At 53.9% G+C, this 18244-nt stretch carries 10 protein-coding genes; 3 read left to right on the top strand and 7 right to left on the bottom strand.

Features of this window, described 5'->3' with window-relative positions; genetic code table 11:
• A complete protein-coding gene (locus tag C2I18_RS26580; protein ID WP_249898701.1) occupies positions 1-1524 on the bottom strand; it encodes an ABC transporter substrate-binding protein in 1524 nt (507 codons plus the stop codon).
• Positions 1525-1738: 214 nt separating this feature from the next.
• Between C2I18_RS26580 and C2I18_RS26575 the strand changes: the two genes are divergently transcribed.
• The 3 genes from C2I18_RS26575 (at position 1739) to C2I18_RS26565 (ending at position 6469) form a co-directional block, all read left to right on the top strand.
• The gene (locus C2I18_RS26575) at positions 1739-3493 is read left to right on the top strand and encodes a sensor histidine kinase (RefSeq protein ID WP_249898700.1); all 1755 of its coding nucleotides are present in this window, start codon (positions 1739-1741) and stop codon (positions 3491-3493) included.
• Positions 3483-5135, top strand: a complete 1653-nt coding sequence (locus C2I18_RS26570) for a response regulator transcription factor (RefSeq protein WP_249898699.1) — start codon at positions 3483-3485, stop codon at positions 5133-5135. Before C2I18_RS26575 ends, C2I18_RS26570 begins: the two co-directional genes overlap by 11 nt.
• 167 nt (positions 5136-5302) lie before the next feature.
• Positions 5303-6469, top strand: a complete 1167-nt coding sequence (locus C2I18_RS26565) for a chromate transporter (RefSeq protein WP_249902260.1) — start codon at positions 5303-5305, stop codon at positions 6467-6469.
• Between the two features lie 631 nt (positions 6470-7100).
• Here the strand turns inward: C2I18_RS26565 and C2I18_RS26560 are convergent.
• From C2I18_RS26560 to C2I18_RS26535, 6 genes are all read right to left on the bottom strand, one after another.
• A complete protein-coding gene (locus tag C2I18_RS26560; protein WP_249898698.1) occupies positions 7101-8633 on the bottom strand; it encodes a hypothetical protein in 1533 nt (510 codons plus the stop codon).
• Positions 8634-8683: 50 nt separating this feature from the next.
• Complete coding sequence (locus C2I18_RS26555; RefSeq protein WP_249898697.1) at positions 8684-11353, bottom strand: FAD-dependent oxidoreductase; 2670 nt, start codon at positions 11351-11353, stop codon at positions 8684-8686.
• Between the two features lie 38 nt (positions 11354-11391).
• Positions 11392-12228 (bottom strand): carbohydrate ABC transporter permease, encoded by an 837-nt coding sequence (locus C2I18_RS26550; protein WP_249898696.1) that lies wholly within the window; start codon positions 12226-12228, stop codon positions 11392-11394.
• Between the two features lie 6 nt (positions 12229-12234).
• Positions 12235-13215, bottom strand: a complete 981-nt coding sequence (locus C2I18_RS26545) for a carbohydrate ABC transporter permease (RefSeq protein ID WP_249898695.1) — start codon at positions 13213-13215, stop codon at positions 12235-12237.
• Between the two features lie 54 nt (positions 13216-13269).
• Positions 13270-14793 (bottom strand): ABC transporter substrate-binding protein, encoded by a 1524-nt coding sequence (locus tag C2I18_RS26540; RefSeq protein WP_249898694.1) that lies wholly within the window; start codon positions 14791-14793, stop codon positions 13270-13272.
• Between the two features lie 227 nt (positions 14794-15020).
• On the bottom strand, positions 15021-18239 hold the full coding sequence (locus C2I18_RS26535) for an alpha-mannosidase (RefSeq protein WP_249898693.1): 3219 nt from the start codon (positions 18237-18239) through the stop codon (positions 15021-15023).
• Between the last annotated feature and the right edge of the window lie 5 nt (positions 18240-18244).

Here is an 18244-nt window from a genome sequence, read left to right as displayed (position 1 = left end):
CTACTCCACAATGTAATCCTGCATCGGGTCCCAGCCGGGATATTTCATATCTTCACGGGTAAATTCAATGCCCCCCTCGTTGGCAATCTTAATCTGCTCATCGATGACCGCATTCGCCTTCTGGTCATAGCTTTCTGCCAGCGGCACAGGGTCTGCATTCTCCATGACGGCCTTCAGGAAGACCTCCTGAATCTTCGGCTTCGGCATCGCGTCGCTGATATTCTTCGAGAACTGGTCATAGTTCTGGTTCTTCGTATTGATCGCCGGGGTCATGCGGATCGTCTCATCCATCACCTTCACAATCGCCTGCATATCTGGCGACATTTCGATCCCTTCCATCGCTTCCGGCATGACGACCAGTTCCTTGGCGTATTCATAATTCGCCCGCTCAAACTCCACGGAGCCCAGGAAGTTAAGCACTTTCCACGCGGCTTCTTTTACTTCGGACTGTGCGCTCATGGCATACCGCGGCTCGGCAATCGTCGGTGTATCCCGGTAGCCTTTGCGTCCGTCATCCGGTACAGGGGCTGCTGCAATGCCCATATCAATCCCCTCGTTCAGCTTGCGGATTTCCTCCGCCTGCCAGGCGGCCCCGATGAACATCGCTACCCGGCCGGCTGCGAACTGCTGGTGCATCTGCGCCGTATCCCAGTTCTCCCAGCCCGGTGCGACAATCTTCTGCGCATTCAGCTGCCGCAGCATCTCAACGACCGGTGTCGCCGACTTCGAAGAGAACTGTCCGCTCAGCAGGTTGATGATCGTGTTGCCTTCATAGCCGATCACGCCGCCCTCCAGTCCCGAGCCGAGGCCGGAAACCGTCAGCCCGAACACCGCCGGCGCCTTGCCCATCATCGCAAAGCCGTAGACCTTGCCTTTACCTTCCTCGGTGATCTTCGTTGCCATTGCAGTGAACTCGCTGTGCGTCTTCGGCGGCTCGCTGAAGCCGTATTGCTCCAGGATATCCGCGTTGTAATAGAGCGGTCTCACCTTGTCAAAACGCGGGTCCCGCACCGGAATCCCGATGACCTCCCCGTTCACCCGGGTCTGGCTTGTGCGGCTGAAAGCGCCTTCGGGAAACCGGGCGAGAAAGTCGTCGTCCATATAGCTGTCCAGCGGCTCCACCCAGTGATTGTCATAGACCGTACGCGCCTGCGGCTGGCCGCCTTCAATAAAGAACAAGTCCGGACCCTCGTTTGCGGCAAAAGACAGCTGAAGCGCATTGTTATACTGCTCGGTCGGATTGGCGATGACGGTGACTTTTACGTCGGGATTGTCTTTCATGAACAAATCCATTTGTTCTTTATAGAAAGCTTCATCTCCGGGTCTTGCGGACACCATCGAGAAATTAACCTTCTGCACTTCGGCCGGCTTGGCGGTAGCGGCTGCGGTGGGATCGGCTGCCGGGCTGCCGGCGCTGGTGCTCCCGTTATTCCCATTGTTCCCTCCGCTGCAGCCTGCCAGTGTTCCGGCCAGGGCAATAGCCGTTACCAGCGAACCGATCAGTGAACGTCCTGCTCTTCTCATCTTTCATGCACTCCCCTGATTTAGATTCATGCGCAATTACTTTGATCACAGTTGTATTGTAGCAGGGACTCCGAGACATCCCGTATCCTACAATGCTACAAACAGGGTGGAGAAATCTACCCACTTTCAGGATTTCCAGGCATTTCATTGACAGGGGCAAAATTTCATCGTTACACTGAACATGCAATGAACTCAGGCGGGAGGGCTAACGGCTATGAAGAATTCGCTCCTTTTCCTCCATAAAATCCGCTTCAAAATGTTTATCATTATCCTGGCCAGCATGCTGGCTGTAGCCTTATCCATAAGTATTATCGCCTACCGTTACATCACCGGCCTCCTGACCGACAAACAAATGAACCAGATGGAATCCTATGCCGGCCGCCAGTTCGATCAGCTCGAACGCATTCTCGCGGATATCAAAAATCCGCTCGGGGAATTGGCCAGCAAGCTTGCGGAAACAGGCCAGTCTGAGGAGGCCGTTACCGAGGTGCTCCGGATGTATCAATATTCCGTGTACCCTTTTTCAAGAGGCATGTATTTCATCGCTCCCGACAGATCTATTTATGAGACAGTGCCGGCGACAGAGCTTCCGGATTCCCTGATTGACCAGCTGTATTCCGGTGCAAGGAACTCCTGGCAATCCCTGCAGACCATCGGACCTTACCAGTCTCCGAACAAAGGTCTGGTGCTGACGATCGCAGTAACGGTGAACAGAGGCATGGATATGCAGGGGATTCTGGCTGCTGACCTGGACCTGCTGGCCATCAATGAGCTTATCGTCGGCATGAATCCGGAACCCTCCATCTCCACCCTGCTGTTCAACCCTGAATATAAACCGATCATCAGCGCAATCAAGGTCAGACAGGACGAATATATCAGCCTGTATCAACAGATCACCCGCCGTCTGCAGGATAAGGTTACCGGTCTGTCTCCTTTGTTTGCCGGGAATGAGGAGTTTGTAGCCCTTCTGGGTTCGCCCAATTCGCAGAACTGGCGGCTGGTCACCTTTGTCAAAAAGCACGACATTCTTGCACCCGTCAACCAGCTCCGCTACTACGCCATTTATTTGACGCTTTTCTTTATTTTCCTTTCACTTGTCATCTCCTTTTTTCTCGCCCGCTACTTCGACGGTCCGATCTCCAGCCTCATTCTCCAGATGCGCAAGGTGCAAAAGGGCAATCTCAAGCTTCGCATCCACTTGAAGCGCAAGGATGAGTTCCGGATGCTGGCCGACTCTTTTAACGTCATGCTGGATCATATCGGAGAGCTGATAGACGACAAGCTGCGGACGGAAAAGCTGAAGAAACAATACGAGTTCAGAGCGCTGCAGGCGCAGATTAACCCGCATTTTTTATATAACACGCTGAATTCAATCAATGCCCTGGTCGACCTGAAACGGACGGATGAGATTTCCAAGGTCCTGCATGCGCTCGTGCATCTGCTTGATTATTCCATGGGCAAAGGTGAAGCCTTAACCACTGTGAACGGAGAGCTTCAGGGACTGAAGCATTATGTATATTTGCAGCAGATCCGCTATCAGAATAAATTTGAAGTCAATTATGAGATTGATGAGCAGATCCTGGACTGCCGGATTCTGAAACTGACGCTGCAGCCTATTATTGAAAACGCAATCTTTCATGGCATCAAAGAGAAACGGCGGGGAGACGGCAAAATCACTGTCAGCGGTACGCTGAAAACGCCAAAAGCCCTGCAGCTGATCATTGAGGACAACGGAACCGGAATTGCGCCGGAACGGCTGGCAGCCCTGCTGGAAGTATCGGATTCTCCCGCTTCATCCGGGGATATGCTGCCGAATTATTCGTCGCTGGGACTGCGCAATGTGCATGAACGGCTGCAGCTTCAATTCGGTGACGCCTACGGCTTAAGAATAGAGAGCCAGGAAGGTCTGGGAACCAGAATATTCATTACACTGCCGGTGGTGAAAGGGGCTGAAGCGAGTGAACAATGATACCTTTGTGCTGGGAAGAATCCGCTGCCTTGTAGTCGATGATGAGGCGTTAATCCGTGAACGGTTCCGTTATGCCTTTCCCTTGGAGGAGCATGGTTTCGAAATCGTTGGCGAGGCTGAAGACGGAGAAGAAGCGCTGGAGCTGTGCCGGCAGCTGAACCCGGAGGTCGTCATTACGGATGTGGTGATGCCGCGGATGAACGGCCTGGAGCTTACGGAGCGGCTGAAGGAACAGATGCCGAGGGTAAAAGTCATTATTCTGTCGAGTTTTCAGGAATTTGAATTTGCACGCAAGGCGGTGTCGCTGGGGGCGCTTGGCTATCTGCTCAAAATAACCTCCGGGTATCAGGAGCTGCTTGATATTCTCAATACTGCCCGCAGGGAAATTGAAGCCGACCGCGAGCGTATGCTGCTTACTATTGAAGAGCGGAAACAGCTGCAGGACAGCCAGCCCCTGCTCCGCAAGCAGCTGATGCTGGATCTCCGCAGCGGCGGGATATCCTCATTGCAGAAACTGAACGCAACCTGCGATTTTGTGCACTGGCAGCGGCCGGGGCCTGCGTTTGCGCTGGGCATTGTCAGTATCGACCGCTACAGCCGGCTGACCCAGACCTTTCATTCCAAGGATATTTCACTGTTCAAATATGTGATGATGCGGATGATCGAAGAGATTACGGAACAGACCGTCGCCTACAACGTTTTTGCCTGGGGAGAAAACTGTATCGGGCTGTGGATGCTCCATTCCGGTGTTTCTTTTGACCAGCAAAAGCTTATGCCCCTGCATGAAAGTATCCTGCAATATGCACGCCAGTATCTCCCCTTTTCCGTATCGGTCCGGATCAGTGCCGTACATCCCATGAGCTCCTCTGCGGAAGAGTGGCCCGGTGCCTTCAATAAGGCCTTTGTCGAGCTGGATGACCTGCAATCTGAGGTGTTTTATCATGGACATGGCGGGGTTCATCTATATGCTGCAGCTTCTCGGGTTGACAGCCGGGCCGCTGCCTCTCCGCTCCTTCCCGATCCCGTTTCCAGAATAACCGGCCTGACGGACCCCGGCCAGCTTCAGCGGATGGTCCGCGAGTGCTATATCGAACCTGTAATCCGCAACAAAACCTGCCCCGATTCTCTGCTGAGCTGGCTTGAAGGGCTTGCTGCCCGCTGGACGCTTGCCGATTCCCGGGTCAGGAACAGATTTATGTCCGAGCTGGCCGGTCTTGAAACGATTTACGATGTCGAGGAGTACATGCTGCAGCTGTTTATGTGGAAACAAAGTGCCAGCCAGTTGTCCTTTGACCAGCCGATTGACCGCTCCGAGATCCAAAATGCGCTGGATTATGTGTCCAAAAACTACCGGCAGCCCATCAGCGTTGCAGAGATCAGCGAGCATCTGGCCATAAGCCCCAACTATTTCAGCCACCTGTTCAAAGCCCAGACTGGAATCAATTTCTCGGATTATGTCACAAGGTACCGGATTGAGATGTCCAAAAATCAGCTCATGGAAACGGACCGCCAGGTCAGCGAAATTGCCGAGCAGGTCGGAATACCGGATTATAAATATTTTGCGAGAATCTTCAGAAGGCTGGTCGGCAAGACGCCGAGCCAATTCCGTGAGGAGCAGGCGGCTATGCTGCGGGGGCAGTAACGTAAAGTTTATTTACAAAAGTAAGAGAAATGTCAAGGCAGTGTCATTTTTTTGTATAGGAGTTGTGGGAACGGATTATTGATTGTAACATCCTATACAGACAGGCATTCCATACTTGTGGAGGGACAATTTAAGTGGGTAATCCGTCAGGGAGAGAACGGGGTTTGTTGAAGTCATTGCTCGAAATTTTAAGGGTATCCACCAGACTGGGTTTGACGTCATTTGGCGGCCCTGTCGCCCATCTTGGTTATTTTCATGAGGAATATATCCGCAAAAGAAAATGGATGGACGAAAAAAATTATGCGGACTTAGTTGCGTTATGCCAGTTTCTACCCGGACCCGCGAGCAGTCAGGTTGGCATTGGTATAGGTGTCATGCGGGCAGGTGTGCTGGGGGGAATCGTCTCATTCCTTGGCTTTACTTTACCTTCTGTAATCGCATTAATTTTGTTTGCCTTGCTTCTGCAGCAATTTGATGTCGGCAGCGCCGGCTGGATTCATGGGCTAAAAATTGTTGCTGTCGCCGTAGTCGCCCACGCCATTATAGGAATGGCCCAAAAACTGACGCCGGATCTGAAAAGAAAAGCACTTGCCTTATTGGCACTGGTAGCTACATTATTGTGGCAGACCGCATATGCCCAAATCGGTATGATTCTACTATCAGCATGTCTTGGTTTCCTGTTCTACAGCCGGCAAAAAGATGATTCTGAGGAAAGAGTGAGTTTTCCGGTTAAACGCAGTTTTGCCGTTATTTGTTTGGTTTTATTTTTCGGCCTGCTCATTGTTCTTCCGTTATTAAGAGAGTCCACCTCCATACACTGGATTGCCGTGTTTGACAGCTTCTACCGTTCCGGCTCGCTTGTGTTTGGGGGAGGACATGTTGTTTTACCTCTGCTAGAACGGGAATTTGTATCTACCGGCTGGGTGAGTGAAGAGGCCTTTCTTGCAGGATATGGAGCCGCTCAGGCCGTTCCGGGACCGCTGTTTACATTTGCATCCTATCTGGGTGCTGTCATGAACGGATGGACAGGAGGAATATTGGCAACCATTGCTGTTTTCCTGCCTGCATTTCTTTTAATTCTGGGCACACTCCCTTTTTGGGATGCAGTACGCCGGAATCCGCAGGCAAAAGGCGCTCTAATGGGAGTAAACGCGGCAGTAGTAGGCATATTAATCTCTGCATTTTATCAGCCCATTTGGACCAGCACCATTCTGGCACCTGCTGATTTTGCTTTTGCAGCTATATTATTCAGTATGTTAGTGTATTGGAAAGTACCGCCTTGGATCGTCGTGTTAACAGGTGCGGCAGGCGGAACATTGATGACGTTGTTATAGTCGGTTTAATCGCATAAGTGCAAACTACGCTGTTGTCCGTACTGTTCAGGAAAGTTACAATTCCCGGTCAGTGCGGGCTTTTCGTTTGTGGGAACCGTTATTCCTCAAAAAATCCCCATGCCTCCAGTTCATAAATGATTTCTTCAGGGTTATTCTGATGTACAAATTGCAATAGAGGGCGTTATTCGCCAAATTTAAAGGGGATCTGCTGCAGAAAGTGCAATAGAATCCGGTTCGTGCTTCCACCTCACCCTTCTGTCCAGCATTATTCACCCTGAAAATTATTATAGACTAGACTCCAACAACGCCGGCTCCTGCACTCTGCAAACAAATAGGAGAGAGTAACGAATGTGGACAGGTACAGTATAGTAAGAGGCTAGTTGTATTTCCTGCAGCTAAAAGACCATAAAAAACCGCAATTAGAGCTTTAAGTGCATTCTGTGCAATTAAAAATAACAAAAAGTCTCCTTTTACGGGTTGGAGGGATTTTTAAGTGCAGCATCTGCAATTAAAAACCTTTCGGCACAAAAATAGACCGGTTTAACTGCACAAAATACAACTCGCGCGAAATACCCCCGCTCTCCAAACGGAATGAATGGCGGGGGCATAACAATGCGTGCTAACTTACTATTTACAGATTATCCTCTGCCGTAACCAATTCAAATACAGATCCGGCGGCAAAAAGTGTGCCGCTCAGCGGTTTGAAGGTCACGGAGGTGACAGCAGCAGTATTCTTCCATTGCCCGCCGTAGATGGCCAGCCGGCCGCCTGAAGCGCCTATGGTTGACAACATATGCTTGTGGCGGTCTGCAGCCGCATGCTGGATTACCGCCGCCGCTCCGCAGCCGTAAATGCCTGCTTCCGCCGTTCCTCCAGGCACCACACCGAACTCATTGCCGCCAGCAACTGCAGTCTCATCCGTTCCGGCAAAAGCCGAGGCCCGGCGGATGGCATAATTCCCGGCAGCAGCGTCCCCGTTCAGCTCAATGGTGATCCGGTCCTCCGCCTGGTTGGCATTCGTCCGGGCTACCACGATAATCCGCAGGCCGGCGGCATCTGCCGGAACGGCTAAAGTAACCGACGCTTCTCCGCCGGCGGCAACCACATGCCGCGTTCCAGGATTCGGCTTATACGCCCCGATCCGTGATCCCGGAAGGTAATTGGCCCCCGAGCCGGGATAATAGTGCAGCTGGGTCAATGCGCTGGTATTCGTCCAGCGCCCGTTTTCCTGGCTGACCGGGAAATAAATCTCCTCAAAGGCGGCATGCTGGCTGATCCAAGGTCTCTGGAAATCTGTATTGCGGAATTCTGGATACATGACGACAAGGTTTCCATAAGAATCAGCCGCTGCCGCCGCAGCAGTAGACCAGCCTACCCGCTTTTCGGTAAAGGCTTCGTCGATAATCAGATTGCTGGCCATATTTTCTCCGCCAAAACGCTGTACCTTATAGTTACTCGTAGGCTGATCGCTGTTAAGGATCTGGTATACACGGTCTCCCTGACGTGTAGCAAGGTTCTCGCCGGAACGCAGATGCATCAGCATCACGAGATGGCGCGTATCGGCCGGGAGCGAACCAAAGGTGAATTTGCCGGCGCTGCTCAGCGCCTTTTCCTCAATCAGGCGCGATTCATCTACGGCATACAGGGTCACGATGGAACCGGCTGCCCATTGGTTTACTCCGCCGGGAACATTCCGCCAGGGCTGCAGAGTAATGGTGTCAATAGCTGCGGTGCTCTCCCAGGAACATGCATGGCGCTGCAGGCGCGTCTCCAGGGAGGAGCCCATGGACTGCCACAGCTTCAAATTGTCGGTCCGGAACGCATGGGGAAAGAAAATATAGCCGCCCCCGAATCTGCTGGTTCCTGCCGGCGGGATATCCACACCCTGGGCTACATTTGTATTGGTCGTGTTCGTAGTGGTAACCGCTGTGCCGGAAGCCATGAACTCTCTGCGGTTGTAGCGGTTTCCGGTATCGCCATTGATCATGACCTCGCAGAATCTCCGCTCGGTATAGGTTTGAGCGGCATTGACTTCAATGAGCAGATGTTTCGTTCCGGCCGGGACCAGGCTCCCAAGGGCTGCGAACGACACCTCCTGCTGCGGGGCTCCTTCTACTTTTAGTTCTGCAATCCGGATTAAAGGCAACGCTGACAAGATACTCATGAATAGTCACTCCTTCTCTGAAATTGGTAAGATTGAGCTTCTGCAATATTTCATCTGTGCAGGCCGCTGCTCCAGTCCGTGCAGGTATCCCCCCTTTCAAGGCCGCTGCCAGCCCATGGCTGATCTGCAATGTAAGCAAGGGCGGCAGAATCCGGAATAATGCCTCTGCTTCTCAGCTCCTTCATGGCTTGAACCATGTAAATTTCGCCGGAGGCCTTCTCTTGGCGTGCTTCCCCGTGCCAGCGGACATCAAGGTAAGACTCATCCGGATAAAACCCCGGGCGGATACGAAGGCGCAGCACATCATGATCTCCCTTTATTTCATAAAAGGTTTCCGCCTCAGCCGGTACGCCTAACAGCAAGGAGGTTATCGTACCGCCAGGCCCCGCGGCAGGTCTGCTTTCACTGCTGAATTTCATAATTTCACCGGCTTTGATGGTACCGGTTCCGCCCTTATGGGCCACTGTAAGGACAGCCCCGCCGTGCTCCGGCAGCTGCTCCTCCAGCAGTCGGACTTCAAAGAGAATGCGGACCCCTGCTTCTGTCAAAAAGCGGTCAGCTGCCAATTGCGCCAGCACAGGCTCCAGCTGCTGTCCGTCCCAGGCGCCGGCAGCGCGCAGTACTTCAGCAAACTCAAGCAGTTCATCGTCCTGCTGTGTCCATAGTGCCGGAAAAACAGTCTGCCGTGATCTGGTGACCTCGGTCATCAGGCTGCTGCTGCTCTCGAGCAGCACGACCTGTTTCCCCTGCCTGGACAGCGCCGCCGCACAGAGAACGCCCGCTGCAGACCCCCCGATTACAGCGGCCTCAAATTCTCCGAGGCAGGCTTCCCCCCCTTCATGAGCTGCTGGTGCATATTCCGGCACCAGACGCTGCACAGCATTACGGACAAATCCGCGGGAATCGCCATACCGCTTCGCAGTTAGCGTATGGACCGTCTCTTCTTCCCCGGGGCATGCCGCCAAAAAGGCAGCCGCGCGCAGCTCAAGACTCCAGCGCAGCGATTCCAGCCGTTCCCCATGCATCCGGTAGTCACTGCCCAGTCCCGGTGAAGCCAGCCACTGCTTCACTGCAGCTGCAATTATAGAACGCTCAACATTCGTCATTTCTGCTGTAACTGCAGAGATATAATTAAGAATGAATGTGCTGAAGACCGAAGACGGCTGCTCTGCCAGCACAGACCTGGCTTCCTTCAGCGCTGAGGTACTTTTCAGCATACCGAGCAGAATAAAGGACGCGATCCAGAAAGGAACGCATTTGGGATGGTTGCCAAGCTTGCTGCTCTCTCTTGCAGTAATCAGTTCCAGCAGATACGGCTCAGGTTCCCGCCTGCCCAGCATCGACAGTATAACGGCCGCGCAGAACTTCGACTCCCGGGTTCCCTCCTGCAAAAGCTGCACCAGCGCCGCCACCTTATCCGGATCCGGGGCAGACCCCCGGCGTCCGGCCAGCAGCCAGACTGCTTTCCAGCGTTCTTCCGTATCCAGGTAATCCAGCAGTTCCGGCACCATTAATGCAAGCTCTGCTGGACTTTTGTCTGCATCCGCAAGCGCCCCGTGCCGGAACTGGAGATTACGGCCCTTCGTCCTGTGGAGATCCTTTGCCTCAATGACTTTCCGTTCCACAAGCCGTGCCTGCAGGACAGACCTGTCCAGATTGCGCGGACTGCATCCGTTACGGATACTGAGCGCTGCCGCGGTTCCGGCGGCTTCCCCTACCTTGTGCATGTCCTTCTGCATTCTGACGCCCATGCCCACATCCCGTTCCACCGAGAGCGACCGTCCTGCCACAAGCAGCCTTCCTATTCCTTGAGGCAGCAGAGAACCGTAAGGAATATCACACCACAGGCCTTTTACGAACAAGCCCAGTACAGAAATCCATAGCTGGCTGAAGTCACTCTCATTGCCCGTATCGAACCCGTGATTGTCCAGATGGGAGTAGCTGCGGGAGATGATCTCCGGCGAGGGCGTATCCTCAATGTAATCGTCCATTGTAATCACGGCGTCGCCATTGATTAATCCCCCTTCCCGGACTCCGAGCATGGAGGAGACCGCGAAGTAATGGCTGCCGGCCGCGTAATCCTCCCTAATCCTTTCCCGTCCGCGGATAAAAGCTCTGGATACATCCCACGGATCATAAGGGTCAACCCAGCCCGCATCCAGATTGTCGTACCCGATCTGCCCTTCATGCAATCTGCGCGGGATCAGCGAGTAGTTATGATAGATGCCGTCCAGCTCACGCCCGTACCTCAGTCCGCCCCCGGCCATTCTTACCAGGCTTGCATTTCCGGTACAATCGATGGTAACCTCAGCCTCTATATCCAGCCTGCCCTCCGGAGTAAGCACCCGCACCCCGGTTACATCGCTCTGTTCCATAATCACCTCGTACACTACCGAATCCAGATATACCTTTACGCCGTATTCAGCACACATTTCAGCCAGAACCACCCTTTTGGCATCCGGATGAAATCCCTTTGTCTCTCCGCCGAATATCTTGGCAGCCTCTTCGGCTCTGCGGTCGATGGTCTCCTGAAGCCCGCCGGGTGATCCGTAATAATAGCGGTGAATACCGCCCCGGGTCGCCACACCGCCGAGCGCACTGTCACTCTCTACCAGAATAACTGCTGCTCCCTCTCCGGCAGCCGCCAGGGCTGCAACACAGCCGGCAGTTCCTCCGCCGATCACCAGAACTCCGGTACAGAGCGTTTTTTGCTGACTCATGTTCAAGTCCTCCAATTCACTGAATGTACAGAGCCGGGTTAACCTTTGATTGAACCTGCCAGGCCCTCAATAAAGTAGCGCTGCAGGAACAGGAATACGATGATAATCGGAATGACCGACATGCAGGCGCCTGCCGCCAGTCCCGTCCAGTCGACACTGTTGGTGCCGAAAAAATTGTACATCCCCACACCCAGTGTGCGAAGCGAAGGTTTGCTTAAGGTAAAGGTCAGCGGTACAAAAAATGCATTCCAGGCGTTGATGAAGCTGAAAATGGTCACCGTCCCGAGAATCGGTTTGGACAGCGGCAGCATGATGCTGAAGAACATCCGGAAATAACCGGCGCCGTCAATCGTCGCGGACTCCTCCATCTCTTTCGGCAAGGATGAGAAATAGCCGATGAACAGCAGAATGGACACAATTTTGGACGGGCCGGATTCTGCCAGAATGACACCCATCAGCGTATTGTTGAAGCCGAGGCCGACGATCAGCTCAAAGAGCGGCAGAATCGTGAACCCCTTCGGTAAAAACATGGAGACGACCAGCAGGGTCATGATGATTTTTTTGCCCGGCATATTCCCTCTGCCTAACGCGTAACCGGCCATGGAGGTAATGACCAGCACGATCAGTACAACCGAGACTGTCACGATCACAGAATTGAAGAAGAACTGATAAAAGTTAGCCAAATCCCAGGCCCGGATGAAGTTATCAAAGGTAGGCTCTTTAGGGATGATATTGATTCCGCCGAGAAACATTTCACTTTGCGATTTGAACGAAGAGGAGATAATCCAGATGAACGGATAGCTCCAGATCAGGGTGAACACGAGCAGCACCGCCTGAACGGGCAGCTGCTTCCATAGACGGGATAACCAGTACATCCGGACTCACTCTCCTTTCGGGCCGGGCTTGCGGACCGCTTTGCCCACCAGCGCCTGAATGATAACAAATACAAGGACCGCCAGACTGAACAGAATGCCAGCAGCCGACGCAAAGCCGTACCGCGAGGAACCGCTCTCAGGCTCAAATGCATACCGGAAAATGTACGTCTGTACCACATCGGTTGCTTTGACCGGCCCGCCTTCTGTCATGGTCCGGACCAGATCAAACGGATCGAGGTTGTTGATAAAGGTAAGCAGCATGATGACCAGGCCGATCGGGAGCAGCATCGGAATCGTAATGCGGAAGAAGCTCTGCACCTTGCCTGCACCGTCGATTTTGGCCGCTTCATACAGCTCCCCGGGAATGGTCTGCAGTCCGGCCAGCCAGTAAATCATCGGTGTACCGAAGCTTTTCCAGACAGAGACCGCAAGGAGTGTCGGCAGGGCTGTTTTGGTAGAGCCCAGGAAATTGATCGGCTCCTTCAACAGGCCCGTGCCCATCAGCATCTCATTAATTGCGCCCCCCAGCGGATTAAGCAGGATCGAGAAGATCACCCCGATAACTGCCGTAGTGGAAATGACCGGAACAAACAGCAGCAGCCTGTAGACATTTTTGCCGGCCAGAAACTGGTTGTTCAGAATAACGGCTACAATCAGCGCGAGCGGCATCTGGATCAGCACATGGGTCAAGGCAAAAGCAAAGGTGTTCACAAAAGCATTCCAGAACCCCGGATCGGAGCCCACCTCCACGAAATTGCCCAGTCCGATGAAATCCGTAGGCCAGCCGATGCCGTCCCAGTTAAAAAAGGAATAATACCAGCTCGCAACCATCGGCCATACGGTGAAGGCGCCGAAGAATACCAGCATAGGAAGAACAAAAAGATAATGAAAACGGTGCTTTTTGATCTGTTTGAACAGCTCGGATCTTTTGGAAAGCTCTCTGTGTCCGCCGGGCATCGCCATTTGCGGCTTGGTACCGTAGGTCATCTGCATCACTCCTGTACTATTTCTATAGCCTTTCAGCTGCCTGTATCAGCAGTGCTACTCCACAATGTAATCCTGCATCGGGTCCCAGTCGGGATATTTCATATCTTCACGGGTAAACGCAATGCCCCCCTCGTTGGCAATCTTAATCTGCTCATCGATGACCGCATTCGCCTTCTGGTCATAGCTTTCTGCTAGCGGCACAGGGTCTGCATTCTCCATGACGGCCTTCAGGAAGACCTCCTGAATCTTCGGCTTCGGCATGGCGTCGCTGATATTCTTCGAGAACTGGTCATAGTTCTGGTTCTTCGTATTGATCGCCGGGGTCATGCGGATCGTCTCATCCATCACCTTCACAATCGCCTGCATATCGGGCGACATTTCGATCCCTTCCATCGCTTCCGGCATGACGACCAGCTCCTTGGCATATTCATAATTCGCCCGCTCAAACTCCACGGAGCCCAGGAAGTTAAGCACTTTCCACGCGGCTTCTTTTACTTCGGACTGTGCGCTCATGGCATACCGCGGCTCGGCAATCGTCGGTGTATCCCGGTAGCCTTTGCGTCCGTCATCCGGTACAGGGGCTGCTGCAATGCCCATATCAATCCCCTCGTTCAGCTTGCGGATTTCCTCCGCCTGCCAGGCGGCCCCGATGAACATCGCTACCCGGCCGGCGGCGAACTGCTGGTGCATCTGCGCCGTATCCCAGTTCTCCCAGCCCGGTGCCACAATCTTCTGCGCATTCAGCTGCCGCAGCATCTCAACGACCGGTGTCGCCGACTTGGAGGAGAACTGCCCGCTCAGCAGATTGATGATCGTGTTGCCTTCATAACCGATCACGCCGCCCTCCAGTCCCGAGCCGAGGCCGGAAACCGTCAGCCCGAACACCGCCGGCGCCTTGCCCATCATCGCAAAGCCGTAGACCTTGCCTTTCCCCTCCTGGGTTATCTTCGTTGCCATTGCTGTGAACTCGCTGTGCGTCTTTGGCGGCTCGCTGAAGCCGTATTGCTCCAGGATATCCGCGTTGTAATAGAGCGGTCTCACCTTGTCAAAACGCGGGTCCCGCACCGGAATCCCGATGACCTCCCCGTTCACCCGGGTCTGGCTGGTGCGGCTGAAAGCGCCTTCGGGAAACCGGGCGAGAAAGTCGTCGTCCATATAGCTGTCCAGCGGCTCCACCCAGTGATTGTCATAGACCGTACGCGCCTGCGGCTGGCCGCCTTCGATAAAGAACAAGTCCGGACCCTCGTTTGCGGCAAAAGACAGCTGAAGCGCATTGTTATACTGCTCGGTCGGATTGGCGATGACGGTGACTTTTACGTCGGGATTGTCTTTCATGAACAAATCCATTTGTTCTTTATAGAAAGCTTCATCTCCGGGTCTTGCGGACACAATCGAGAAATTAACCTTCTGCACTTCGGCCGGCTTGGCGGTAGCGGCTGCGGTGGGATCGGCTGCCGGGCTGCCGGCGCTCGTGTTCCCGTTATTCCCATTGTTCCCTCCGCTGCAGCCTGCCAGTGTTCCGGCCAGGGCAAAAGCCGTTACCAGCGAACCGATCAGTGAACGTCCTGTTCTTCTCATCCTTTATGCACTCCCCTGATTTAGAATTCGTACGCATATTCTTCTGAACCTACTTGTATTGTAGCAAGGCCGGGATTTTTTACGTATCCCATGAATCTACAATCCGGGTGGATAAATCTATCCACTTTTCACAGATCACCAATACGAAAAAGGAGCGCCCAAGCAGCCGATGTTCGGCCTGCAGGACGCTCCTGTTGTCATAACGGTATTTTCCAATCGCAAAATGCTTATTCCTGGCCTACCCTTAAAGTAACCACTTCGTAAGGCGTAAAGGTCCGGGAAATCCCCTCTTCCTCCACTTCAATACCCTGAGCAGCTTCCGGCTGCTCCATCAGATTCGTCTCCTCTACGGTGAACCTGCCATCAGGAACCTGTGAATTTCCGGGCAGGGTCAGGAGCACATTCTCCCGTCCGCCGCCGGATTCATACATGCGGATTACAGCTCCGCTTGCGTCCTCCGCCATTTTCAGCGCATCAATGATCGTATGATTGCCCTTCAATTCCAGCAGGGAACGGCTGGACGGCATGACTCCGTCATGTGCCTCTGCAATATGCGCATACAGCGGCTGGTTGAGCACAAAGCCTTCCCGTACAACGCCTCCCTCCCGCCAGTCCCCCTGATGAGGCAAAAGCGAATACGTAAACTCATGAATCCCTATATCAGTAGAGGAATCCGGCCAGCGGGGAGCACGGAGCAGTGACAGGCGCAGTGTATTTCCTTTGATGTCATAGCCGTATTTGCAGTCGTTCAGCAGGCTGACGCCATACCCTCCCTCAGACAGATCGGCCCAGCGGTGTCCGCATACCTCCAACTGCGCCTGTTCCCAGCTTGTATTCGTATGAGTCGGCCGTTCGATGCTGCCAAACGGAATCTCGTAGACAGCCTTGGATGATAGAATTTGTACAGGAAAAGCAGCCTTGAGCAGCTTATGTTCCTCGCGCCAGTCCACCCGGGTCTCAAAATCGACACGCCGTGAATCCCGGTGGAAAATAATCTGCTGCTCGATCAAAGAGTGATTCAGCTGCCAGGACATCCGCAGCACATCCCGGGTCTGGCCCTGGAGCAGAACCTCGCTTGAGAGCAGTACGGCTTCCGCAGCCGGCTGCTCCCCGAAATGCGGATCGATATCCCAGGCATCCCAGACCGTCGGACGGTCGTGGAACAGCTGCAGATGATTGGCTGCTCCGCCCGCTTCAACCAGCTCACGCCCGCAGCTCTTATCCAGCCAGGATACAATGCGTCCTTCAGTATCGAAGGCAAGCCGGTAATGAGCGGTCTCCCATTGCTCCGGTACGGAAACGGGCAAAGCGCGCTCTTCAGCCTGTTCCAAGGTCCCCGCTGCCTGGCCACCCGCATGGCTGCATGAACCGGCGGATGGTTCAGGCCTCAGCCATACGGTCCGGTATCCCATTGAAGGCACAGTACCTGCAGAGATATACATGGCGTAACCGTCCTTGTACGGAAGCAGATCGGAAGGCAAAAGAACCCCTTGATCATCATAAGGAAGCAGGCCTGTAAGCTCTTTGCCTCCAGTCAATGCGGCAGCATCCCGGCGCTCCCAGGACAGGCTGTTGAACAGAATGACCGGTATGCCCTCACCTTGGGTATCTATGGACTTTTCAAGACGGTTCAATACAGCAGCACGCACCCGTTCTCCGCGCCCGAATATTTCTTCGTAATGTGACTTCGACTTAACATATACCTCCGGAATGGAAGTTCCCGGTATGATGTCATGGAACTGGTTCAGCAGCAGCAGGTTCCAGCCTTCCTGCAGCTCTCCGTGCTGTGTACTCGCGCATTCTGCAAGTTCCGCAGCACCTGAGAGATACGACAGCGTGTTCCAGATTTCCGTCTCCCGGTAGAGCGCTTCGGCTTTCCGGTTCCACCGCTTATTCTGCCCGTGGGTTGTATAGGTTCCTCTATGCAGCTCCAGATACATATCTCCCGACCAGACCGGAAGCGGCGGCGCAGCGTCCCTGATTCCGTCAAAGAACTCATGCGCAGTGCTGAACCGGCTGCCCGGCAGTCCCGGCAGGCTGCCGGATCGTTCCACAGTCTCCAGCATTTCACGCGTAACACCGCCGCCCCCGTCCCCGTAACCGTACAGCAGCATTTGCTCGGGATGGACTTTTTTCTGCCGGAAGCTGTTCCAGTGTTCAGACACATCGGCCGGAGCCGTATCCTCATTCAGACCGTGATTCAGATAGGACAGCACCTTGGTGCCGTCAATCCCCTGCCAGTAAAAAAGATCATAAGGGAACCTGTTCGTATCGTTCCAGTTCATTTTGGTAGTCATGAAATAGTCCACACCGGACTTCTTCAGCAGCTGCGGCAGCGAGGCGCAGTATCCAAAGGTATCCGGGAGCCACTCTACCCGTGAGTTTTTGCCGAATTCCCGGTCATAGAAGGCCCGCCCGTACAGCAGCTGCCTCACCAGGGATTCACCTGAAGGAATGTTGAGATCCGGCTCCACCCACATCCCGCCGACCAGCTCCCAGCGTCCTTCCGCAATCCGTTTCTTAATGCTGGCGTACAGCTCCGGATCATGCCGCTTCACATAATCGTACAGCTGAGGCTGGCTCTGTGAATAACGGTAATGCTCATACTGCTCCATCAGCGTGATTACGGTAGAAAAAGTACGGCTGGCCTTGCGGACCGTTTCCTTAAGCGGCCACAGCCAGGCCAGATCAATGTGCGACTGCCCAACCATGTGCATGGTGCCCGCAATACCTGGCGGCTGGCCTGCTCTGGATGCATTCAGATCAGCTGTCAGCCGCTCCTCTGCTTCCACAAGCCTTGCTTCATCAGCCAAAAACGGCCTTCCGGCAGCATCCTGACCGCTCAGGAACGCAAGGGCTGCTTCGAGTGCCGTTTCCAGACGGCTGCGTTCGATGCCACCTGCGGGGAGCAGAATCGCTGTATCATGGCAGAGCTTCACTGTGAAATAAAGGCTTTCTGCCCGCTTGTTAAGGATCACCAGCCTGGCATCCTGAAAATCAACCGGCGGCGGAACATGATCCACCTGCCCGTTGAGCGGGTCTACCGGAAGCGGCGGCACATGATACAGCTCGACATGCAGATCAAGCGTAGCCGATGCAGCCAGCCCGGCGGACAGCGGAATATAGCTCCGGTTCTTATCCAGTCCATGGTAAGGGACACCGTTGACGGACAGCAGCCCTTCACCTCCCGCCTTGAACATAATACCCGTTGCTTTGCCGCGCCAGATCTCCGGAATGTCCAGGGTCTTTTTCAGAAACAGGGTTTCCCTGATCCTGCTCTGCAGGTGACCCGGCGATACCGTCTCCGTGCCTTCTGCAAACTCATATTCATCTTCATCTGCATAGAACGCCCTTTGCAGCGACCAATCCCTGATTTCAAGACTTTCCACTATAAAAAGATTCTTCAGCTCATGAAGCAGCCGTTCCGTCCGTCTACCCAGCGGCATAATCC

Origin of the sequence: Paenibacillus sp. PK3_47, from assembly GCF_023520895.1 — a bacterium.
Lineage (GTDB): Bacteria > Bacillota > Bacilli > Paenibacillales > Paenibacillaceae > Paenibacillus_AQ.
The sequence above is the reverse complement of the archived record's forward strand: the minus strand, read 5'-3'. Positions and strand labels throughout refer to the sequence as shown.

Coding starts and splice junctions, on each gene's coding strand:
- C2I18_RS26535 (WP_249898693.1), bottom strand. CDS start 18,239: ATGCCGCTGGGTAGACGGACGGAACGGCTGCTTCATGAGCTGAAGAAT.
- C2I18_RS26550 (WP_249898696.1), bottom strand. CDS start 12,228: ATGTACTGGTTATCCCGTCTATGGAAGCAGCTGCCCGTTCAGGCGGTG.
- C2I18_RS26540 (WP_249898694.1), bottom strand. CDS start 14,793: ATGAGAAGAACAGGACGTTCACTGATCGGTTCGCTGGTAACGGCTTTT.
- C2I18_RS26545 (WP_249898695.1), bottom strand. CDS start 13,215: ATGACCTACGGTACCAAGCCGCAAATGGCGATGCCCGGCGGACACAGA.
- C2I18_RS26555 (WP_249898697.1), bottom strand. CDS start 11,353: ATGAGTCAGCAAAAAACGCTCTGTACCGGAGTTCTGGTGATCGGCGGA.
- C2I18_RS26580 (WP_249898701.1), bottom strand. CDS start 1,524: ATGAGAAGAGCAGGACGTTCACTGATCGGTTCGCTGGTAACGGCTATT.
- C2I18_RS26575 (WP_249898700.1), top strand. CDS start 1,739: ATGAAGAATTCGCTCCTTTTCCTCCATAAAATCCGCTTCAAAATGTTT.
- C2I18_RS26560 (WP_249898698.1), bottom strand. CDS start 8,633: ATGAGTATCTTGTCAGCGTTGCCTTTAATCCGGATTGCAGAACTAAAA.